The organism is Streptomyces sp. NPDC043726 (genome assembly GCF_056436565.1).
On record NZ_JBWKCI010000012.1, the window covers coordinates 274,268 to 296,398 of the forward strand.

At 72.2% G+C, this 22,131-nt stretch carries 17 protein-coding genes and 1 pseudogene; 13 read left to right on the plus strand and 5 right to left on the minus strand.

The window, feature by feature from the left end; genetic code table 11:
* Positions 1–12: 12 nt before the first annotated feature.
* Positions 13–477, minus strand: coding sequence for a ferritin-like domain-containing protein (locus tag AC068Z_RS32265; protein WP_478563613.1), 465 nt, complete (start codon positions 475–477; stop codon positions 13–15).
* A complete protein-coding gene (locus tag AC068Z_RS32270; protein ID WP_478563616.1) occupies positions 474–998 on the minus strand; it encodes a hypothetical protein in 525 nt (174 codons plus the stop codon). The genes AC068Z_RS32265 and AC068Z_RS32270 overlap by 4 nt, the downstream gene beginning before the upstream one ends.
* A 196-nt stretch (positions 999–1,194) precedes the next feature.
* Between AC068Z_RS32270 and rimP the strand changes: the two genes are divergently transcribed.
* The 9 genes from rimP (at position 1,195) to AC068Z_RS32315 (ending at position 12,864) form a co-directional block, all read left to right on the plus strand.
* Positions 1,195–1,704, plus strand: a complete 510-nt coding sequence (rimP, locus tag AC068Z_RS32275) for a ribosome maturation factor RimP (protein ID WP_478563619.1) — start codon at positions 1,195–1,197, stop codon at positions 1,702–1,704.
* 2 nt (positions 1,705–1,706) lie between these two features.
* Positions 1,707–2,693, plus strand: coding sequence for a transcription termination factor NusA (gene nusA / locus AC068Z_RS32280; protein WP_478563621.1), 987 nt, complete (start codon positions 1,707–1,709; stop codon positions 2,691–2,693).
* Positions 2,694–2,797: 104 nt separating this feature from the next.
* A complete protein-coding gene (locus AC068Z_RS32285; RefSeq protein WP_186287343.1) occupies positions 2,798–3,076 on the plus strand; it encodes a YlxR family protein in 279 nt (92 codons plus the stop codon).
* Positions 3,077–3,223: 147 nt separating this feature from the next.
* On the plus strand, positions 3,224–6,355 hold the full coding sequence (gene infB / locus AC068Z_RS32290) for a translation initiation factor IF-2 (RefSeq protein WP_478563626.1): 3,132 nt from the start codon (positions 3,224–3,226) through the stop codon (positions 6,353–6,355).
* Positions 6,356–6,487: 132 nt separating this feature from the next.
* Positions 6,488–6,781: a DUF503 domain-containing protein gene (locus AC068Z_RS32295; RefSeq protein WP_109495650.1), complete on the plus strand. Its 294-nt coding sequence runs from the start codon at positions 6,488–6,490 to the stop codon at positions 6,779–6,781.
* A gap of 31 nt (positions 6,782–6,812) precedes the next feature.
* Positions 6,813–7,253, plus strand: coding sequence for a 30S ribosome-binding factor RbfA (gene rbfA, locus AC068Z_RS32300; RefSeq protein WP_478563631.1), 441 nt, complete (start codon positions 6,813–6,815; stop codon positions 7,251–7,253).
* Positions 7,250–8,155, plus strand: coding sequence for a tRNA pseudouridine(55) synthase TruB (gene truB, locus AC068Z_RS32305; RefSeq protein ID WP_478563634.1), 906 nt, complete (start codon positions 7,250–7,252; stop codon positions 8,153–8,155). The genes rbfA and truB overlap by 4 nt, the downstream gene beginning before the upstream one ends.
* Positions 8,156–8,412: 257 nt before the next feature.
* Positions 8,413–11,775, plus strand: coding sequence for a trypsin-like peptidase domain-containing protein (locus tag AC068Z_RS32310; RefSeq protein ID WP_478563636.1), 3,363 nt, complete (start codon positions 8,413–8,415; stop codon positions 11,773–11,775).
* 126 nt (positions 11,776–11,901) lie between these two features.
* Positions 11,902–12,864 (plus strand): bifunctional riboflavin kinase/FAD synthetase, encoded by a 963-nt coding sequence (locus tag AC068Z_RS32315; RefSeq protein WP_478563638.1) that lies wholly within the window; start codon positions 11,902–11,904, stop codon positions 12,862–12,864.
* A gap of 72 nt (positions 12,865–12,936) precedes the next feature.
* Here the strand turns inward: AC068Z_RS32315 and AC068Z_RS32320 are convergent, their stop codons facing one another.
* Positions 12,937–16,188 carry a MinD/ParA family ATP-binding protein gene (locus AC068Z_RS32320; RefSeq protein WP_478563682.1) on the minus strand — a complete coding sequence of 1,084 codons (3,252 nt, stop codon included), beginning with the start codon at positions 16,186–16,188 and terminating at the stop codon, positions 12,937–12,939.
* On the opposite strand from AC068Z_RS32320, the gene AC068Z_RS32325 reads away from it, so the two are divergent.
* Positions 16,187–16,849: a hypothetical protein gene (locus tag AC068Z_RS32325; RefSeq protein WP_478563688.1), complete on the plus strand. Its 663-nt coding sequence runs from the start codon at positions 16,187–16,189 to the stop codon at positions 16,847–16,849. The two genes, AC068Z_RS32320 and AC068Z_RS32325, sit on opposite strands and share 2 nt — an antisense overlap.
* 23 nt (positions 16,850–16,872) lie before the next feature.
* On the opposite strand, the pseudogene AC068Z_RS32330 reads toward AC068Z_RS32325, so the two are convergent.
* Positions 16,873–17,043: pseudogene (locus AC068Z_RS32330) on the minus strand (hypothetical protein); the annotation flags it as partial.
* Positions 17,044–17,352: 309 nt separating this feature from the next.
* Positions 17,353–17,646 carry a DUF397 domain-containing protein gene (locus AC068Z_RS32335; RefSeq protein ID WP_478563641.1) on the minus strand — a complete coding sequence of 98 codons (294 nt, stop codon included), beginning with the start codon at positions 17,644–17,646 and terminating at the stop codon, positions 17,353–17,355.
* Positions 17,647–17,935: 289 nt separating this feature from the next.
* Here AC068Z_RS32335 and rpsO point away from each other — a divergent pair, with 289 nt between their 5' ends.
* From rpsO to AC068Z_RS32350, 3 genes are all read left to right on the plus strand, one after another.
* Entirely contained in the window at positions 17,936–18,223 is a 288-nt protein-coding gene (gene rpsO, locus AC068Z_RS32340; protein ID WP_030046008.1) for a 30S ribosomal protein S15, read from the plus strand.
* A 295-nt stretch (positions 18,224–18,518) separates the two neighbouring features.
* Positions 18,519–20,738 carry a polyribonucleotide nucleotidyltransferase gene (locus AC068Z_RS32345; RefSeq protein WP_478563645.1) on the plus strand — a complete coding sequence of 740 codons (2,220 nt, stop codon included), beginning with the start codon at positions 18,519–18,521 and terminating at the stop codon, positions 20,736–20,738.
* Complete coding sequence (locus AC068Z_RS32350) at positions 20,735–22,114, plus strand: M16 family metallopeptidase (RefSeq protein WP_478563648.1); 1,380 nt, start codon at positions 20,735–20,737, stop codon at positions 22,112–22,114. Before AC068Z_RS32345 ends, AC068Z_RS32350 begins: the two co-directional genes overlap by 4 nt.
* Positions 22,115–22,131 lie beyond the last annotated feature (17 nt).

The following is a 22,131-nucleotide window of genomic DNA, read 5'->3' on the forward strand; positions in this document are numbered from 1 at the left end:
TTCCAGTACGCGTCACGCCGTGGGCGTCGCCGATGCCGAGCCGGTGCCCGCACGCTCGGCGAGCCCAGGGAAGGCTACGCTCTCGCCGCGCCAGCGCACCGCCCGCACCGCCGCCTCCCGCAGCGCCTCGGCGGCCGTACGCCGCCGTTCGCCCGTGGCGGCCCGCACCAGATCCGAGTAGACCCCGGCCACCCGGTCCTCAACCTCCGCGGCGAGCCGGACCGCCGCGGGGGAGTCAGGCACCGCGAACGGCAGCGCGTACCCGGCCTCGGCGGGCACCGGCTCGCCGCCCAGGTCCACCACCTCGCGCACCAGGGCGTCGCGCCGGGCCCGATGGGCGTCGTAGGCCCCCCGGGCGTCGGTCCGCCGCTCCTCGCCGATCCGGCCGCCGACCACGCCGTACCCGTACACCGCCGCATGCTCGGCGGCCAGCGCCGCCTGCAGGGCCGCCAGTTCCCCGGCCTTCGGCTTGCTCACGCCGCACCCTCCGTCAGCAGATACACATGGGCCGCTCCGGCGGCCGACACCGACGCCAGCAGCCGGGCCAGTTCACCGGGCAGCTCCACCAGCGCCTCGGTCCGCCGGTCCGCGAGGGTCCGTTCGGCGGCGGCGAGGGCGGCGAGGGCGCCCTTCTCGTCGGACGGCACCGCGGGCGCCGTCGCCGAGGGGGAGGCCGACGCCGACGCCGAGGGCGTGGCCGTCCTGGCCGCCGTACCGCCGAAGGCCTCCGCGTGCCGGACCACCGCCGCCCGCAGCGGTCCGAGGCGCTCCGCCAGCGCCGGATGGACCGTGAGCACGGCGTCGTAGCGCTCCACCAGCTCCGCGCTGTCCCGGGCCGCACGCGCGCGTGCCCGGTCCGCGGCCGACGGGCTGCCGCCGGTGCCGTCGGTGTCCGGACCCGGTGAACAGCCCACGAGCAGGGCCGCCCCGGCGGCCGAGGCGAGCAGGCTCCTTCTGCGCGGCCCCGAGGGCATGCGCGGCGGTGGGGGAAACGGCACGGCAGACGTCCTCGGAGTGCGTACGAAAGGGGGAGGGCAGCACGCCCGTGATCACGGTACCCGTGGACATGTCGAAGACCAGTCACCGGCACCCGTCCGCTACCCGATGGACGGCAACACACCCTGGGACCCGATACCCTTTGACCAGACACGCGACCCATCCCACAACAGCACACGCGGCCGAGGAGTCACCCGGATGAGCACCACCCAGAGCGAGAGGCTGCGGGAACTGCTGGAACCGCTCGTCACCTCCCAGGGCCTGGATCTCGAAGAGATCGAAGTGGACTCCGTCGGACGCAAGCGAGTGCTGCGCGTCGTCGTCGATTCCGACACCGGTGCCGACCTGGACCAGATCGCCGATGTGAGCCGCGCGCTCTCGGCGAAGCTCGACGAGACGAACGTGATGGGCGAGGCCGCGTACGACCTCGAGGTGGGCACCCCCGGCGCCGAGCGCGAGCTCAAGGAGCACCGGCACTACGTGCGCGCCGTCGACCGCCTGGTGAGGTTCCAGCTCACCGAGGGCGGGGAACTGGTCGCCAGGATCCTGACCGTGGACGACGAGGGCGTGGACCTCGAGGTGCCCGGTGTGAAGGGCCGCAAGGCCACCGGCCGCAGACTCGCCTTCGACGAGATCGCCAAGGCCCGGGTCCAGGTCGAGTTCAACCGCAAGGACAAGAAGGACATGAAGGAAGAGGAGGAGGCGTAGCCGTGGACATCGACATGAGCGCCCTGCGGGGCTTGGTTCGGGAGAAGGAGATCTCCTTCGACCTGCTGGTCGAGGCGATCGAATCGGCCCTCCTCATCGCCTACCACCGCACCGAGGGAAGCCGCCGTCACGCGCGCGTGGAGCTCAACCGGGAGACCGGGCATGTGACCGTGTGGGCGAAGGAGGATCCCGAGGACCTCGAGGAGGGCCAGGAGCCCCGCGAGTTCGACGACACCCCGTCCGGCTTCGGCCGTATCGCCGCCACCACCGCCAAGCAGGTCATCCTGCAGCGGCTGCGCGACGCCGAGGACGACGCCACGCTCGGCGAGTACGCGGGGCGTGAGGGCGACATCGTCACCGGAGTGGTTCAGCAGGGCCGCGATCCGAAGAACGTGCTCGTGGACATCGGCAAGCTGGAGGCCATCCTGCCGGTGCAGGAGCAGGTGCCCGGCGAGACCTATCCGCACGGCATGCGGCTGCGCTCCTACGTCGTCCGGGTCGCCAAGGGCGTCCGCGGTCCCTCCGTCACCCTTTCGCGCACGCACCCGAACCTGGTGAAGAAGCTCTTCGCCCTGGAGGTGCCGGAGATCGCCGACGGGTCCGTGGAGATCGCCGCCATCGCCCGTGAGGCCGGTCACCGCACGAAGATCGCCGTACGGTCCACCCGTTCGGGCCTGAACGCCAAGGGCGCCTGCATCGGCCCCATGGGCGGCCGGGTGCGCAATGTGATGGGCGAGCTGAACGGCGAGAAGATCGACATCGTCGACTGGTCGGACGACCCGGCCGAGATGGTGGCGAACGCGCTCTCGCCGGCCCGCGTCTCCAAGGTGGAGGTCGTGGACATGTCGGCCCGGTCCGCCCGGGTGACGGTGCCGGACTACCAGCTGTCCCTGGCGATCGGCAAGGAAGGGCAGAACGCCCGGCTCGCCGCCCGTCTGACCGGCTGGCGGATCGACATCCGGCCCGACACCGAGCAGGCCGGGGAATAGAACGGCGCCACCGGTGCTTGAGAACCGGTGGTGTGGATCACGACAACAACCGTTCGATTTTTGCCCCAAAGGGGTGAGGTCGGTGCGGGGAGGTAGACTTAAGAGTGTCTGGCCGGACGCGAGCCCCAGCATGCCCCGAGCGCACCTGCGTGGGGTGCCGGGAGCGAGCGGCCAAGAAGGACTTGCTGCGGATCGTGGCGATTAAGGACGAGTGCGTCCCGGATCATCGCGGTACGCTGCCCGGCCGGGGTGCGTATGTGCACCCCGCCCTGGTCTGTCTCGACCTGGCGGTACGCCGTCGGGCGTTCCCACGGGCGTTGCGTGCCCCGGGTCCGCTCGACACCAAGGCGTTGCGCCTCTACGTCGAGCAGGCAACACCGTAAGAAGCGTCGTGCGGAACCCCCGCGCGGCCCAGGTACCCCGCGAGTTGGAAGTAGGTCGAGATTGCGATGAGCACTCGATGAGCACGCGATGAGTACGCCCATGAAGTAGCGACGGTCCGGCCGCAACCCGGACCTAAAAGGAGCGAAGTGGCTAAGGTCCGGGTATACGAACTCGCCAAGGAGTTCGGTGTGGAGAGCAAGGTCGTCATGGCCAAGCTCCAGGAACTCGGTGAATTCGTCCGTTCGGCGTCTTCGACCATCGAAGCGCCCGTTGTCCGTAAGCTGACGGACGCCCTCCAGCAGGGCAGCGGTGGCGGCAAGCCCGCCCCCGCTCGCAAGGCTGCCCCGGCGAAGCCGGGAGCCCCCTCTCCGGCGCAGGCTGCCCGTCCGGCCGCCCCGCGCCCGCCGGCCCCCAAGCCGGCCGCCGCCGAGAAGCCCGCGGCTCCCGCCGCGCCGGCCGCTCCCGGCCCCCGTCCCACCCCGGGCCCGAAGCCCGCGCCGCGGCCCGCCCCGGCGTCCCCGGCTCCGACCACGCCCGAGTTCACGGCGCCGCCGGCGGCTCCCGCCGCTCCGGCCGCGTCCCAGGGCCAGGGTCAGGGTGGTCAGGGCTCCGGCCCGCGTCCGGGCGCCCCGCGCCCGGCCGGCCAGTCCGCGCGTCCCGGCGCCCCCCGTCCCGCGGGTGGTCCCGGTCAGGGCCGCGGTGACCGTGGCGACCGTCCCGGCGCCCCGCGTCCTGGTGGCCAGGCGCCGCGTCCCGGTGCCCGTCCGGCCGGTCCCCGTCCGGGCAACAACCCCTTCACCTCTGGTGGCTCCACCGGCATGGCGCGCCCGCAGGCGCCCCGTCCGGGCGGTGCCCCGCGTCCGGGCGGCCCCGGTGCCCCCGGCGCTCCCGGCGGCGCTCCGCGTCCGCAGGGCCAGGGCGGTCCCCGTCCCCAGGGCGCCGCGGGCGGTCCCCGTCCGCAGGCTCCGGGCGGCGGGCGTCCGACCCCGGGCGGCATGCCCCGTCCGCAGGGTCAGGGCGGTCCCCGTCCCGGCGGTGGCCCCGGTGGCCCCCGTCCGAACCCCGGCATGATGCCGCAGCGTCCGGCTGCCGGCCCGCGTCCCGGCGGTGGCCCCGGCGGCCGCGGTCCGGGCGGTGCCGGTCGTCCCGGCGGCGGTGCCGGTCGTCCCGGTGGCGGCGGCGGCTTCGCCGGTCGTCCCGGCGGTGGCGGCGGCGCCCGTCCCGGCGGTGGCGGCGGCTTCGCCGGTCGTCCCGGTGGCGGTGGCCCCGGCGGCGGTGGCGGCGGCTTCGGTGGCGGCGGTGGCCGTCCCGGCTTCGGCGGTCGTCCGGGTGGTCCCGGTGGCCGTGGTGGCACGCAGGGCGCCTTCGGCCGTCCCGGCGGTCCCGCGCGTCGTGGCCGCAAGTCGAAGCGGCAGAGGCGCCAGGAGTACGAGGCCATGCAGGCCCCGTCGGTCGGCGGTGTGATGCTGCCTCGCGGCAACGGCGAGACCGTTCGCCTGTCGCGCGGTGCCTCGCTCACCGACTTCGCGGAGAAGATCAACGCCAACCCGGCGTCGCTCGTCGCGGTCATGATGAACCTCGGCGAGATGGTCACGGCCACGCAGTCCGTCTCCGACGAGACGCTGCAGCTCCTCGCCGGCGAGATGAACTACGAGGTTCAGATCGTCAGCCCCGAGGAGGAGGACCGCGAGCTGCTCGAGTCCTTCGACATCGAGTTCGGCGAGGACGAGGGCGACGAGGAGGACCTGGTGGTCCGTCCGCCGGTCGTCACCGTCATGGGTCACGTCGACCACGGAAAGACCCGACTGCTCGACGCCATCCGCAAGACGAACGTCATCGCGGGCGAGGCCGGCGGCATCACCCAGCACATCGGTGCCTACCAGGTCGCGACCGAGGTCAACGACGAAGAGCGCAAGATCACCTTCATCGACACCCCGGGTCACGAGGCGTTCACCGCCATGCGTGCCCGTGGTGCGCGGTCGACGGACATCGCGATCCTGGTCGTCGCGGCCAACGACGGCGTCATGCCGCAGACGGTCGAGGCGCTGAACCACGCCAAGGCGGCCGACGTGCCGATCGTGGTCGCGGTCAACAAGATCGACGTCGAGGGTGCCGACCCGACCAAGGTGCGCGGTCAGCTCACCGAGTACGGGCTGGTGGCCGAGGAGTACGGCGGCGACACGATGTTCGTCGACATCTCCGCCAAGCAGGGTCTGCACATCGACTCCCTGCTGGAGGCCGTGATCCTCACCGCGGACGCCTCGCTCGACCTGCGGGCCAACCCGCACCAGGACGCGCAGGGCATCTCGATCGAGTCCCGTCTCGACCGCGGCCGCGGTGCCGTGTCGACGGTCCTCGTCCAGCGCGGCACGCTGCGGGTCGGCGACACCATGGTGGTCGGCGACGCGTACGGCCGGGTCCGGGCGATGCACGACGACAACGGCAACAGCGTGGCCGAGGCCGGCCCGTCGACGCCGGTCCAGGTCCTGGGCCTGACCAACGTCCCGGGTGCGGGCGACAACTTCCTGGTGGTGGACGAGGACCGTACGGCCCGTCAGATCGCCGAGAAGCGCGCCGCCCGTGAGCGCAACGCCGCGTTCGCCAAGCGCACGCGCCGCGTCTCGCTCGAGGACCTGGACAAGGTGCTCAAGGCCGGCGAGGTCCAGCAGCTCAACCTCATCATCAAGGGTGACGCTTCTGGTTCCGTCGAGGCCCTGGAGTCCTCCCTGCTCCAGCTGGACGTCGGCGAAGAGGTCGACATCCGCGTCCTGCACCGCGGCGTCGGTGCGGTCACGGAGTCCGACATCGACCTGGCGATGGGCTCGGACGCCATCGTGATCGGCTTCAACGTCCGTGCGGCCGGCCGTGCCGCGCAGATGGCCGAGCGCGAGGGCGTGGACGTCCGCTACTACTCGGTCATCTACCAGGCGATCGAGGAGATCGAGGCGGCCCTCAAGGGCATGCTCAAGCCGGAGTACGAAGAGGTCGAGCTCGGTACGGCGGAGATCCGCGAGGTCTTCAAGTCGTCCAAGCTGGGCAACATCGCGGGTGTTCTCATCCGCTCCGGCGAGGTCAAGCGGAACACCAAGGCGCGCCTCATCCGCGACGGCAAGGTGGTCGCGGAGAACCTCAACATCGAGGGTCTGCGTCGCTTCAAGGACGACGTCACCGAGATCCGCGAAGGGTTCGAGGGCGGTATCAACCTCGGCAACTTCAACGACATCAAGGTCGACGACGTCATCGCGACGTACGAGATGCGCGAGAAGCCGCGCGCGTGACCTGACACGCGACCGGGGCCGGTCGGCGGAAGTTATTTCCGTCGATCGGCCCCGGCCGTTGCGTGTACGGTTCCCGTATCGGCGTCGAAGCGGGGCGCCCGTACCCCGAACCGGCGGGACATCCGGACACACATGTATGTGGGGACTCTGTCCTTCGATCTGCTCCTCGGCGATGTTCACTCGCTGAAGGAGAAACGCTCTCTCGTCCGTCCGATCGTGGCCGAGCTCCAGCGCAAGTACGCGGTGAGCGCGGCGGAGACGGGCAACCAGGACCTCCATCGCAGGGCCGAGATCGGGCTCGCGATGGTCTCCGGGGACACGGGACACCTCTCCGACGTACTGGACCGCTGTGAGCGGCTGGTCGCCGGGCGGCCCGAGGTGGAACTGCTCTCGGTTCGACGCAGGCTCCACAGCGACGAAGACTGAAGCAAGAAGAAAGCATTAAGGAGACGGACCAGTGGCCGACAACGCGCGGGCGAAAAGGCTGGCGGACCTCATCCGGGAGGTGGTGGCCCAGAAGCTGCAGCGCGGGATCAAGGACCCGCGGCTCGGCTCGCACGTCACCATCACGGACACCCGGGTCACGGGTGACCTGCGGGAGGCGACCGTCTTCTACACGGTGTACGGCGACGACGAGGAGCGGGCGGCAGCTGCCGCCGGACTGGAGAGCGCCAAGGGCGTGCTCCGCTCCGCGGTGGGCCAGGCGGCGGGCGTGAAGTTCACCCCGACGCTGACCTTCGTGGCCGACGCGCTGCCCGACACCGCCCGGACCATCGAGGATCTCCTCGACAAGGCGCGCTCCTCCGACGCGAAGGTGCGCGAGGCGTCCGCCGGCGCCGCGTACGCGGGGGACGCCGATCCCTACAAGAAGCCCGACGAGGACGACGCCTCCGAATGACCCGGAAGAACACCACGCCCGACGGCCTTGTCATCGTCGACAAGCCGTCGGGCTTCACTTCGCACGACGTGGTCGCCAAGATGCGCGGGATCGCCAGGACCCGCCGCGTCGGCCACGCCGGCACCCTCGACCCCATGGCGACGGGCGTGCTCGTCCTCGGCGTCGAGAAGGCCACCAAGCTCCTCGGTCACCTCGCACTGACCGAGAAGGAGTACCTGGGCACGATCCGGCTCGGCCAGACGACCCTGACCGACGACGCCGAGGGCGAGATCACGGGGTGCGCAGACGCCTCGAAGGTCACCCGCGACGCCGTCGACGCCGGGATCGCCAAGCTGACCGGCGAGATCATGCAGGTGCCCTCCAAGGTCAGCGCCATCAAGATCGACGGGGTGCGCTCCTACAAGCGGGCCCGCGAGGGCGAGGAGTTCGAGATCCCGGCGCGCCCGGTCACCGTCTCCTCCTTCGCGGTACACGACATCCGGGACGCCACCGCCGAGGACGGCACCCCCGTCCTGGACCTGGTGGTGTCGGTGGTCTGCTCCTCCGGCACCTACATCCGGGCGCTGGCCCGGGACCTCGGCGCCGACCTGGGCGTCGGCGGCCACCTCACGGCGCTGCGCCGGACGCGGGTGGGCCCGTACAAGCTGGACGCGGCCAGGACGCTGGACCAGCTCCAGGAGGAGCTGACCGTGATGCCGATCGCCGAGGCCGCCACGGCGGCGTTCCCGCGCTGGGACGTGGACGCCAAGCGGGCCCGGCTGCTCACGAACGGCGTACGTCTGGAGATGCCCGAGGAGTACGCGGGCCGCGGGGCGGTCGCCGTGTTCGATCCGGAGGGCCGCTTCCTGGCGCTCGTGGAGGAGCACCGGGGCAAGGCCAAGAGCCTGGCCGTCTTCGGCTGACGGCATCGGTCCGCCCGTGGAGCGGCGCGCACGGGGTGTTTCTCTGCCCGCCGCTCCACGGTCCCCCCTCGGTTCCCCCACCCCTAGGGTGTATCCACCTCCCCCCGTCTGTTCACCCTTCCGTGCAGGCGCTCGGAGTGAACCGAGGGAGCGGAAGGGGGCGCGTTCGCCACGCGATCTGTCCCGCTGATCACGGCCCGCCTACCGTCGAAGACAGGTACGACGACGGTGCGGCGCTTCGGCGGGGAGGTTCGACGATGGCGGCCCGGGACGGTGAGGGGGCTTCCCTCGACGACGCCCTGGTCCGGATCCACGATCTGGCGGGGCGGCCCCGCGGCCTCGGTTTCGTGGCCGACCACCACGGCACGGTCATCACCAGCCATGAGGCGGTGGACGGACTGTCGCGACTCGTTCTGCACACAGCACGGGAGCACGGCGTCGTGGTGACCGCGGACGCCGTCACGGAACTGCCGGACCTGGACCTGGCACTGATCCGTACGGAGGGGCTCGGCGCGGAGCCGCTGCCGGTGTCGGTACGGCAGGACGCCGAGCCCGGCAGGTACGTACGGATCGCGGCGGGCGGCTGGCGCGAGGCGAGGGTACTGGCCACGACCGCGGTGACGTACACGGCCACGGACCGCTTCCACCACCTCTCCCACGCCCTGGAACTGGCCCTCGGCACGGCGGGCCGGGACGCGCTGCGCCTGGGCGGCGGCGCGGCGGGCGGTCCGGTCCTGGACGCGGAGACCGGAGCGGTGGTCGCCGTCCTGGGCACGGCACTGAGCAGCGGCCACCGGGACGAGGGGTTCGCGATCCCGCTCCGCCCATTGGCGGGCGGTCCGCTGGCCGACCTGCTCGCGGAGAACGCGGCGACGGTTGCGGCGTACGGCGCCGACCTGAACCTGGCGGGCGTGCTGGAACTGACGGCGACGACGGTCGGCCAGGACGGCCCGCCCCGCACGACCGAGCTCGAACCGGTGGAACGAGCCTGGTCGGCACGGGAGTTCGAGGCGTTCACGTCCTGCGCGGGAGCATCGGTACTGGCCCTGGTGGGCCCTCCGGGCAGCGGTCGCACGACGGAACTGGCGGCGCTGGCGGCCCGCCGCCACCGGGGTCCGGAACCGGCGCCGGCCCTGTGGCTGCGCGGCGCCGACCTCAGGGCGGACGACGAGTCGGTGGCGGACGCGGTGGGCAGGGCGGTGTCACGGGCGGCCAGGATCGTGGCGGCCTCGCGCGCGACGACCCCGGCGGACCTGGGCGACCTCACCCCGGACCGCCTCGCCCGGACCACGCCCCGCCCCCTGCTCCTCCTCCTGGACGGCCCCGAGGAAATGCCCCCACTCCTGTCCCACCGCCTCCCCGAGTGGACGACGGGTACGGCCGAATGGCTGACGAGGACGGGCGCGAGGCTGGTGGTGGCCTGCCGGGAGGAGTACTGGGAGACGGCGGGGGCGGGGTTCCCGGAGGGGATGCTGTACGGAGGGCGCGGGGAAGTCCGGCGCTTGCCCCCGTGCGTACGGCTCGCCGAACTGACACCCGCCGAAGCCCGGCAGGCCCGCGCCCGCTACGGCATCCCCGACGACGTCCTCGCCCCGCGCGACGCCCGTCACCCCCTCACCCTCCGCCTCCTCTCCGAGGTCCGCACCGCCCTCCCGGACGCCCCGCGCACCCGCCTCACCCGCGACACCGTCCTCGCCGCCCACCTCGACCTGATGTGCCTGCGCATCGCCGTCCGCCTCGCCGCCGAGAACGGCCTGCGCGGCACCGCCGTACGACGCCTGGCCGCCAAGGTCTCCGGCCAGGTCCACGAGGCAGCCCGCCGCAGCCTCGGCCCCGGCCAGGGGGAGCTGGACCGGGCATCCTTCGAGGCCGTCTTCCCCTGGGGCCCGGCGCCGGAACACCTCGCCGGCGGTACCGGCTGGGCCTCCGCCGTCCTCACCGAAGGCCTCCTCGTGCCCGCCGGCAACGGCTACCGCTTCGCCCACGAGGAGTTCGCCGACTGGATCCAGGGCACCCACCTCGACCTGGACGAGGCCCTGCGCGCCCTGGTCCACCGGGACCGCGCCGCAGACCCCCACCCCCTCCCCGTACCGCACCACCGCATCGGCCCCGTCGTGGAAGCACTGCTCCTCCTCCCGCCCCTCCAACTGACCATCCGCCTCCACGAGTTGCTGCACGCCCTCGACGCCGACCCGCACTCCTGGTGGCCCGCCCGCCTGCTCGCCCAGGCCCTGCTCCGGGTGCCCGACGCGGCCCCGTACACCGACGTACTGGGCCTGCTCGCCGAGCGGATCGTGACCTGGCGGCAGCAACAGCGGCCCGTGCCGGCCGAGTTCGGCCCGGAGTTCTGGTCCGAGCTGCCGGTGCCGGACGAGGTCCGCCTCGACCTCCTGCACCGTCTGGTGATCGCCGACACGAGGACCGGCCCCCGGTACCTCGACGCCGTCGCCCGGCTCCTCGCCGCCGACGCCACCGCCGTACAGCCGCAGCTCACCCGCTGGTTCCACGACGACCGTCCGCTGCCCGCGACCCCGCACGCCACCGTCGCCCGGGCCGCGCAGGCGCTGCTGCACACGCATCGGCACGGCGCCCTGGACGATCTGACCGAGCGGCTCGTGGAGGCCGCGCACCGGCGGGGCGACGAGCTGCTGGCCGTACTGGCCGAGGAGGAGCCGTCCGCGATCTGCCGGGCCGTGGACCGCTGGGCCCACGACGAGCGGCCCGCACGGAGGGTCGCGGCGGTGGCGTACGGACTGCGCGCCGCCCCGCACGTGAGCACCACCGCCGACCGCGAGCTGCTGCGCTACGCCGCCCTCGCCCTGCTCGCCCGTCCCGCCGACTGCACCCTGCACGGCGGCGCGCTCGCCCTCCTCGTCCGGGATCCGTACACCCGCGCCCGCCATCTCCCGCGAGCGCTGCGGCACTTCGCGTCCGGCGACCCGCAGTTCCCGCCCAGTGCCCTGGCCGGCGCCCTGACCACCCACCCCGAACCGGTCCTCGACGCCTTCCGGGAGCGGCTGCGGCGACCGGACGCGGGTCCGGCGCTGCGCACCCTCGCCGATGTCACCACCCCGTCGATGGCCCGCCGGGTCGCCGCCCTCGTCCGGGAGGCGGTGGAGCGGCACCCGGAGACCGCGGGGGACGTCGCCGCGTACGTGGACCGCCGCCTGGACCAGGGCCCGGCCGCCCGAGCCGTACTGTTCCCGCTGGTCACCGGATTGCTGGCAGGCGGACCCGAGCAGGTGCGGGCAGCCCTCGCCACGGTCCTCGCCGCCCCCGGCACCCCTGGCTCCCGCCCCCTGCGCCAGGAGCTCCTGGAGTTCCTCCTCGCCCACGAACGCGATCCCGCCGTCCTGGACGCCGTCCTGCACGCGGCCGCCCAGCACCACGGCGAGGATCTGCGCGAGCTGGTCCACCGCACCGGGCTGCTCCTCGTCCGCACCCCGGACGGCGCGTCCCGCTTCGACCGCGGACTGGTCGACCTGGGCCGCCATGTCCCCGGCTTCGCCGCCGAGGTGGCCGGCTGGCTCGTCGACGCGCCGCGGGACTGGTCGGCCGTGGTCGGCCCCAGCACCCGCCGCATGATCGAGAACCTGGCGGGAGTCCGGGTCCCCGCCTGACGGGATCACGCCACGTGCGAACTGTCACAGCCTCCATGCCGATGCGGGGCGAGAGCACCCGGCATGGCACCCTTAGACCTGCGTAGAAGGTAGTGACGGACACGGGTTCGACGAGGAGCGGTCACAGTGCAGCGCTGGCGTGGCTTGGAGGACATCCCCCAGGACTGGGGGCGCAGCGTCGTCACCATCGGGTCCTACGACGGTGTCCACCGCGGACACCAGCTCATCATCCGGCACACCGTGGACCGCGCCCGCGAACTGGGCCTGCCCGCCGTGGTCGTCACCTTCGACCCGCACCCCAAGGAGGTGCTGCGCCCCGGCACCCACCCGCCGCTGCTGGCCCCGCACCACCGGCGGGCCGCGCTCATGGCGGAACTGGGCGTGGACGCGGTGCTCGTGCTGCCGTTCACCACGGAGTTCTCCAACCTCTCCCCGGCGGACTTCATCGTCAAGGTCCTCATCGACAAGCTGCGCGCCAAGGCCGTCGTCGAGGGCCCGAACTTCCGCTTCGGCCACCGCGCCGCGGGCGACGTCGTGTATCTGGCCGAGCTGGGCAAGACGTACGACTTCGACGTCGAGGTCGTCGACCTGTACGTCTCCGGCGAGGCGGGCGGCGGCCAGCCGTTCTCCTCGACCCTGACCCGGCGCCTGGTCGGCGAGGGCGACGTCGAGGGCGCGGGGGAGATCCTGGGCCGCCCGCACCGGGTCGAGGGCGTGGTCGTGCGCGGTGCCCAGCGAGGCCGTGAGCTGGGCGTCCCGACGGCGAACGTCGAGACCCTCCCGCACACCGCCATCCCCGCGGACGGCGTCTACGCCGGCTGGCTGCACGCGCAGGGCGAGGCGATGCCGGCCGCGATCTCCGTCGGCACGAACCCGACGTTCGACGGCACCGAGCGCACGGTCGAGGCGCACGTCATCGACCGGGTGGGTCTCGACCTGTACGGCCTCCATGTCGCCGTCGACTTCCTGTCCTACGTCCGCGGCCAGGTGAAGTTCGACTCCCTGGACGCGCTGATCGAGCGCATGGCGGAGGACATCAAGATCAGCCGCGATCTGACGGCGGCGGCGGAGACTCCGGCGGCGCGGTAGCCGCCGCTACGACGCCGAAGGGCGGCCGGTGCCTGCTGGGCACCGGCCGCCCTTCGCGTGGTGCGGCTACGGCTACTGCTGGGGGTAGGGCGGCTGACCGGGTTGGCCGGGCTGCCCCGGCTGCTCCTGCGGGGAGTACGGCTGTCCCGGCTGTCCCGGCTGGGCGTAGGGCTGGCCGGGGTAGGGGTAGGGCTGCGGGGCGGCGTACGGCTGGCCGGGCATGGGCTGCTGACCCGGCAGGGGCTGGCCGGGGAGCGGCTGGCCCGGCATCGGCGGGGCGGCCACCGGCGGCGGGTTGCCGTCGTTGGTCCACAGCCCGTGCGCCTGCTGGTGGCGTACGAAGTCCTCGGCGACCAGAGACGCGAGGTGGAAGTAAGCCTCGCGCACCTTGGGCCGCATCATGTCGAGGTCGACCTCGGCACCGGCGGCGAGATGCTCGTCGAAGGGCACGACGACGACACCGCGGCAGCGGGTCTCGAAGTGGCTGACGATGTCGTCGACCTTGATCATCTTCCCGGTCTCGCGCACACCCGAGATCACGGTGAGGGAGCGCGAGACGAGGTCGGCGTAGCCGTGCGCCGACAGCCAGTCCAGCGTCGTACTGGCGCTGCTCGCCCCGTCCACCGACGGCGTCGAGATGATGATGAGCTGGTCGGCGAGGTCCAGGACACCGCGCATGGCGCTGTAGAGGAGACCGGTGCCGGAGTCGGTGAGGATGATCGGGTACTGCTTGCCCAGGACGTCGATGGCGCGCCGGTAGTCCTCGTCGTTGAACGTGGTCGAGACGGCCGGGTCGACGTCGTTGGCGATGATCTCGAGTCCGGACGGCGCCTGGGAGGTGAACCGGCGGATGTCCATGTAGGAGTTGAGGTACGGGATCGCCTGGACGAGGTCACGGATGGTCGCCCCGGTCTCGCGCCGCACGCGGCGGCCGAGGGTACCGGCGTCCGGGTTGGCGTCGATGGCGAGGATCTTGTCCTGGCGCTCGGTGGCGAGGGTGGAGCCGAGGGCGGTGGTGGTCGTGGTCTTGCCGACGCCGCCCTTGAGGCTGATGACGGCGATGCGGTAGCAGGACAGCACCGGCGTACGGATGAGCTCGAGCTTCCGCTGCCGCTCGGCCTCCTCCTTCTTCCCACCGATCTTGAACCGACCGCCACCGGCGGCCGGGCGCGTGCTCTTCGCCTTCTGCTTCTTGTTGTTGAGCAGCCGGTCGGAGGACAGCTCCACGGCAGCGGTGTAACCGAGCGGCGCCGCACCCGGATTGGTCGGCTGCCGCTGGTCATGCTGCATCGGCTGGGGCCAAGCGGCCCCGGCCCGCGGGTCGACGGGCTGCTGCGGCGGCACGGGGTACGGCTGCGGCTGGGCGTGCGGCGCGGCGGTGTCGGGCTGCGGCTGAGGCTGAGGCTGCTGGGCGTGCGGGAGTACGCCGGGCTGGGGCTGGGGCTGGGGCTGGCCGTGGGGCGGCACGCCGGGCTGGGGGTGCGCTTGCGGGGGGACGGCCGGTTGGGCCTGGGGCTGTGCGTGCGGGGGCACGCTCGGCTGGGCCTGGGCCTGGCCCTGGGGCTGGTTCTGCTGGGGTGCCTCGGGCTGAGGCTGCGGGTGGGCCTGGTGCGGTGCCACAGGCTGCGGCGGCGCCGACGGCTGGCCCTGCTGGGGCGTGCCGGGGTGTGCGGGGGCCTGGCCGGGTACGGGGCCCGGCTGGGCGGGCGCCTGTGGGAAGCCGTAACCGCTGGGCTGGGCGGGGGAGTTGGGGGCGGTCTGGCCGGGCTGGCCGGGCGGGGTCGCCGGGGTGCCGGGGTGCGGGAAGCCGTAGGCGCCCTGGAGGTTGGGCGCGGGGGGCTGCGGGAAGCCGTAGCCGCCTTGCGCGTTGGGGGTGGGCGCGGGCTGCGCTCCGGGCTGGGGGAAGCCGTAGCTGCCCTGCGGCGAGGGCGCCTGGGCCGGGGGCTCGGTCGACTGGGGGACCGGGGGCTGCTGTGCGGCCGGGGCGGGGGCGCCGGGCGCGGGGAAGCCGTAGCCGCCCTGCGGGTTGGATGCCGGCGCGGAGGCGTCTGCCGGCTGCGAGGGCGGGGTGGGGACGCCGGGCTGCGGGGAGCCGTAGCCGCCCTGGGGTTCGGGGTTGGGTGTGGGCTGGGTGCCCGGTTGCGGGAAGCCGTAGCCGCCCTGCGGAGTGGCGGCGCCGGGGGCCGGCTGCTGCGGCGCGGGCGGCTGACTCCAGGCTGCCGGTGCGGGCTGCGGGGCCTGCGGCTGGAAGGGCTGCGGCTGCTGGGGCTGGAACTGCGGCTGCTGGGGCGGCGCGGGCTGCTGCTGGGCGGCGGCCGTGGGCTGGGGCTCCACGGGAGCCGCTGGCTGCTGCGGCTGCTGCGGCTGCTGCGGCTGCACGGGCCACTCGGGCGCCGAGGCCGGGGCGGCGGGCTGGTACGAGGGCGGCAGCGGCGGCATCCCCGCCTGCGGTGCCACTACCGGGGGAGTCCAGGCGGGCGGAGCGTCCTGCGGGGCCGCCTCGGAAGCTGCGGGGACGGCGTCCTGCGGGGTCTCGGGGGCGGTGGGGACGGCGTCCTGCGGGACGTTGTCCTGGGGCTCGGCGTCGGCCGGTACGGCGTCGACCGGTACGGCGTCTTCCGGTTCGGCGTCGGCCTCAACCTCGCCGGCAGGAGCGGCCTCTTCGGCTACGGCATCCTCCGGCACGGAGTCGGAAAGCTCCGCGTCCGACAGTTCGGGCTCCGAGGGCCCCTCGTCCGACGGCAGCTCGTCCGCAAGCGCCGACTCCGCGGGCTCGGCATCCGAACGCTCCGCGTCCGCCGACTCGGAGTCCGCAAGCCCCGTGTCCGCAGGCACGGTGTCGGTAAGCCCTGCATCCACGGGCTCCGCATCCGACGGCTCGGCGTCCGCCGCCTCCGCGTCCGCCAGTTCCGCGCCCTCCGGTTCGGCGTCCACCGCGTCCGAGTCCATCAGTTCCGCGGACCCGTCCTCGGACGACTCCCTGACCGCCTCGGTCGTACCCGCGACGGAGTCCTGCACCTCCGCCGTATGCCCGACGGAGTCCTGCACCTCCGCCGTATGCCCGACGGATTCCTGCACCTCCGCCGTAACCCCGACGGAGTCCTGCACCTCATCCGCATCGGCGCCGGAGTTCCCCTCGGACGCCTCCTCCCGATCCTCGTCAGCCGCTGCGGCTTCCGGAGCTTCGGGCTCGGTCGAGGCGTCCGCGTCGGACGTGGCCACGGCCGTACCGTCCTCGTCGTCATCCACCGATCGCAGCCGCGCCTCAGCCTCGGCCGCGCGCTCCTCGATCTCCCGCTTCAGCGCGACCGCGGAGAAGCGCATGGTGGCGCCGCTCTCCAGATCGCCGTTCCCGGAGTCGGCCTCCTCCGCCGCCGAAGCCGTGGACGAAGCGGCGGACGACGCCTCCGACGGCGCCGAAGCAGGCGCAGAGGTCGGCGCGGAAGTCGGCGCGCTCCACTCCGACTGGAATCCGCCCACCGGCATGCTCGGCACCGCCGCGGGCGAGCTGAAGTCGGCCGAGGGCGCCGGAAGAGCGGAAGAAGGCGAAGCCGGCGGCTCCGCGGGCGTCCCCTGCGGTTCGAACCCGCTCCCCACCGGCAGCTTGGGCACCGCGACCGGTCCCCCGGCCGCAGGCGCCGGCGGAGTGAAAGGCGCTCCCGGCGCGGGCGTGGGCGGAGCCGGGGGAGTGAAGGGCGCCCCCGGAGCAGCCTGCGGTACCGGCGGCGTCAGCCCCGGCAGCGAGGACGGTAGAGCAGTAGGAGAAGGGGTGAACGTCGGCCCTCCAGAGGCAACGGGGCCCCCACCCACACCCGGCGCCTGCGGTGCCGTACCCCCGGAAGAACCGGACGGACCGGACGGACCGGACGGACCGGACGGACCGGAAGAACCCGAGGACGCGTTCTCGTCACGCCCCGACCCGGCGGAACCGCCAGACCCGGCGGAGCCGCTCGCGTTCTGCGTGTACCAGGCGGGCGGCGCGTAGTCGATGGTGAACTCGCCCGTGACCTCGTTGGCCGACTCGGCGTCGGGCTGGTCATCGCCGGGTGTGGCCCAGCCCCCGCGGATCCCGTCCCGATCGCTGCTCACGATTCCTCCTGGTGTCGTCCGAAGTCGTTCGAGGTCGTCCGTTCCAGTCGGCTCTCCCCCTGGGACAACGACGCCCGGTGCACGGGTCATGGGTCGCGCCCGGTCCCAGCCTAATCACCACGGGCATCACCCCGGCAGGCCCGTCCACCCCCGAGCACCTGCCCACTGCGTCACAGCCTGCCCTGAAGTGGCGTACGCAGCACTCCTATTGGTGAACAAACCGGGCGACACCCGTGAACAATCCGGAACGAAACCGAAGCAAGACGGTCAAGCCTGCCCGGCCGAACCACCGTGCCCAGACAGCGGGTTGGCAGAGGGCACCCATATATAAGAGGCGCTTCCGAACGACACACATGAGGCGCTTCCCTACGACGCACCCCAGGCACCCTCACGGCCACATCACTCCCCGCCCGCACCCCCGCTGCCCGGCGCCGCCTCCAGGTCGAACTCCCCGTCCCGCGCGCCGAGCACGAAGGCCCGCCACTCGGCCTCGGTGTAGCGCAGCACCGTCTCCGGCTGGAGCGAGGACCGCATGGCCACCGCCCCGCCCGGCAGGTACGCGATCTCGACCCGCTCCTCATGGGTCTCGGTGCCCGGCGCGCTCTCCCACTCCACGTCCGAGATGTCGAGCGCGTACAGCTCGTCCCGCTCCCTCTCCTTGCGCGCCTTGATCTCCGCTTCCGTCTCCGCCATGACAAGCGACCCCTTCCAGACCTCTCCGGATTCCAGACTTTCCGGACCTCTAAGATCAGCGGGCTCACCCTAGTGGCCCAGTCCCCGCCGACAGGGCGGTTCCGGAACCCGTGCGAGGGCGCCCACCCCTGCCTGGTACCCTGAGTGACGGCCGTTTGTGTACGCACCCCCGGAGCGCTCGCTCTGGAGGCCGCGCCCAGCGGATCCCCGCCTCCCGAGTAACGGAAGCTCCCCCGAGACACAGACCGGGGGCACTCGGTGGCCATTCAGAAGACTACGAGGAGTACGCGTGCCGCTCGACGCCGCTACGAAGAAGCAGATCATCAGCGAGTTCGGTCAGAAGGAGGGCGACACCGGCTCCCCCGAGGTCCAGGTCGCCATGCTCTCGCGTCGGATCTCCGACCTCACCGAGCACCTCAAGACCCACAAGCACGACCACCACTCCCGCCGTGGTCTGCTGATCCTGGTCGGTCAGCGCCGCCGGCTGCTGCAGTACCTGGCCAAGAAGGACATCCAGCGCTTCCGTACGCTGGTCGACCGCCTCGGCATCCGTCGCGGTGCGGCGGGCGCCAAGTAAGACGCCGTGAGGGGAGCGGGTCCCGAGACGTTCGGGGGCCGCTCCCTTTGCCGTACGTGCGGAAACGTGCGGAGTGTCACACACGCTTTGTAGTGTGGTAGCACAACGCATTACGTACGACACAGAAATGAGGAGAAGCGCACCACGCCGCCGCCGGTCCTCGGTAGTGGCCCCCGGGGGAAAGCGAGCCCCGGGTGCTTCGATCGAAGACCGGCCCGCACCGCACGGAGCGCTTCTCCGCAACCGTCCCCCTGCCACACGGGCAAGGAGGGACGAAGACGAGGAGAAAACGCTAGTGGAGAACGAGACCCACTACGCCGAGGCCGTCATCGACAATGGCGCCTTCGGCACCCGCACCATCCGCTTCGAGACGGGCCGCCTGGCCAAGCAGGCCGCCGGCTCCGCCGTGGCGTACCTGGACGACGACACCATGGTGCTGTCGGCCACCACCGCCTCCAAGAACCCCAAGGACCAGCTCGACTTCTTCCCCCTCACGGTGGACGTCGAGGAGCGGATGTACGCCGCCGGCAAGATCCCCGGCAGCTTCTTCCGCCGTGAGGGCCGTCCCTCCGAGGACGCCATCCTCACCTGCCGTCTGATTGACCGCCCGCTGCGCCCGTCCTTCAAGAAGGGCCTGCGCAACGAGATCCAGGTCGTCGCCACGATCATGGCGCTCAACCCCGATCACCTGTACGACGTCGTGGCGATCAACGCCGCCTCCGCGTCCACGCAGCTGGCCGGTCTGCCCTTCTCCGGCCCGATCGGCGGCGTCCGCGTCGCGCTGATCCGCGGCCAGTGGGTGGCCTTCCCGACCCACACCGAGCTCGAGGACGCCGCCTTCGACATGGTCGTCGCCGGCCGTGTCCTGGAGGACGGCGACGTCGCGATCATGATGGTCGAGGCCGAGGCCACCGAGAAGACCATCAAGCTGGTCGAGGGCGGCGCCGAGGCGCCGACCGAGGAGGTCGTCGCCGCCGGTCTGGAAGCCGCGAAGCCCTTCATCAAGGTGCTCTGCAAGGCCCAGGCCGACCTCGCCTCGAAGGCCGCCAAGCCGACCGGCGAGTTCCCGATCTTCCTCGACTACCAGGACGACGTCCTGGAGGCGCTGACCGCCGCCGTCAAGCCGGAGCTGGCCTCCGCGCTGACGATCGCGGGCAAGCAGGAGCGCGAGGCCGAGCTGGACCGCGTCAAGGCGCTCGCCGCCGAGAAGCTCCTGCCGGAGTTCGAGGGCCGCGAGAAGGAGATCTCCGCCGCGTACCGCTCCCTGACCAAGCAGCTCGTCCGCGAGCGCGTGATCAAGGAGAAGAAGCGCATCGACGGCCGCGGTGTCACCGACATCCGCACGCTGGCCGCCGAGGTCGAGGCCATCCCGCGCGTGCACGGCTCCGCGGTGTTCGAGCGTGGCGAGACCCAGATCCTGGGCGTCACCACGCTGAACATGCTCCGCATGGAGCAGCAGCTCGACACGCTGTCGCCGGTGACGCGCAAGCGCTACATGCACAACTACAACTTCCCGCCGTACTCCACCGGCGAGACCGGCCGCGTCGGTTCCCCGAAGCGCCGCGAGATCGGCCACGGCGCCCTCGCCGAGCGCGCCCTGGTCCCGGTCCTGCCGACGCGCGAGGAGTTCCCCTACGCGATCCGCCAGGTCTCCGAGGCGCTGAGCTCCAACGGCTCGACGTCCATGGGCTCGGTCTGCGCCTCCACCATGTCGCTGCTGAACGCCGGTGTGCCGCTGAAGGCCCCCGTCGCCGGTATCGCCATGGGCCTGATCTCCCAGGAGATCGAGGGCGAGACGCACTACGTCACCCTCACCGACATCCTCGGTGCGGAGGACGCCTTCGGCGACATGGACTTCAAGGTCGCCGGTACGAAGGAGTTCGTGACCGCCCTCCAGCTCGACACCAAGCTGGACGGCATCCCGGCCTCCGTCCTGGCCGCGGCCCTCAAGCAGGCCCGTGACGCCCGCCTCCACATCCTCGACGTGATGATGGAAGCGATCGACACGCCGGACGAGATGTCCCCGAACGCCCCGCGGATCATCACCGTCAAGATCCCCGTGGACAAGATCGGTGAGGTCATCGGCCCCAAGGGCAAGATGATCAACCAGATCCAGGAGGACACGGGCGCCGAGATCACGATCGAGGACGACGGCACCATCTACATCGGTGCCGCCGACGGCCCGTCCGCCGAGGCCGCCCGCACCACGATCAACGGCATCGCCAACCCGACGATGCCCGAGGTCGGCGAGCGCTACCTGGGTACGGTCGTCAAGACCACCACCTTCGGCGCGTTCGTCTCGCTGCTGCCCGGCAAGGACGGTCTGCTGCACATCTCGCAGATCCGCAAGCTGGCCGGCGGCAAGCGCGTGGAGAACGTCGAGGACGTCCTCGGTGTGGGCCAGAAGGTCCAGGTCGAGATCGCCGAGATCGACTCCCGCGGCAAGCTCTCCCTCATCCCGGTGATCGAGGGCGAAGAAGCCTCCGACGCCGAGAAGGACGACGCCGACAAGTGACGTCGAGTAGCTCCAAGGCGACGGCCCGCACCTCTTCGGAGGCGCGGGCCGTCGCCCGTACCCAAACCCTGATCAAGGGCGAGAACGGCATCGGCACGGTCCGCAAGACCACCCTCCCGGGCGGCCTGCGCATCGTCACCGAGACCCTGCCCTCGGTGCGCTCCGCGACCTTCGGCATCTGGGCGCATGTCGGCTCCCGTGACGAGACGCCGTCGCTGAACGGCGCCACGCACTACCTGGAGCACCTGCTCTTCAAAGGCACGGCCCGCAGGTCGGCGCTGGACATCTCCTCCGCCCTCGACGCCGTCGGCGGCGAGATGAACGCGTTCACGGCGAAGGAGTACACCTGCTACTACGCACGCGTGCTCGACACCGACCTGCCCCTGGCCATCGACGTCGTCTGCGACATGCTGACCGGCTCGCTGATCGTCGAGGAGGACGTCAACGTCGAGCGCGGCGCGATCCTCGAAGAGATCGCGATGACCGAGGACGACCCGGGCGACTGCGTGCACGACCTCTTCGCGCACACGATGTTCGGCGACAACCCCCTCGGCCGCCCGGTCCTCGGCACGGTCGACACGGTCAACGCCCTCACCGCCGGCCGCATCCGCCGCTTCTACAAGAAGCACTACGACCCGACCCACCTGGTCGTGGCGGCCGCGGGCAACATCGACCACAACAAGGTCGTACGACAGGTCCGCGCCGCCTTCGAGAAGTCCGGCGCCCTGAAGAACACCGACGCCACGCCCATCGCCCCGCGCGGCGGCAAGCGCGCCCTGCGCACCGCGGGCCGGGTCGAGCTGATCGGCCGTAAGACCGAGCAGGCGCATGTCGTCCTCGGCATGCCGGGCCTCGCCCGGACGGACGAGCGCCGCTGGGCGCTCGGCGTGCTGAACACCGCCCTCGGCGGCGGGATGTCGTCCCGGCTCTTCCAGGAGGTCCGCGAGAAGCGGGGCCTGGCGTACAGCGTGTACTCGTACACCTCGGGCTTCGCCGACTGCGGTCTGTTCGGCGTCTACGCCGGCTGCCGCCCCTCCCAGGTGCACGACGTGCTGAAGATCTGCCGCGACGAACTCGACCAGGTCGCCCAGCACGGGCTGTCCGACGACGAGATCGGCCGCGCCATCGGCCAGCTCCGGGGCTCCACGGTCCTCGGCCTGGAGGACACCGGCGCGCTGATGAACCGTATCGGCAAGAGCGAGTTGTGCTGGGGCGAGCAGATGTCGGTCGACGACATGCTGGCCCGGATAGCCTCGGTCACCCCGGACGACGTCCGCTCGGTGGCCCGGGACGTCCTGGGACAGCGGCCCTCGCTGTCGGTGATCGGCCCGCTGAAGGACAAGCAGGCGTCCCGACTGCACGAGGCCGTGGCCTAACCCCCTTCTGTTCTGGC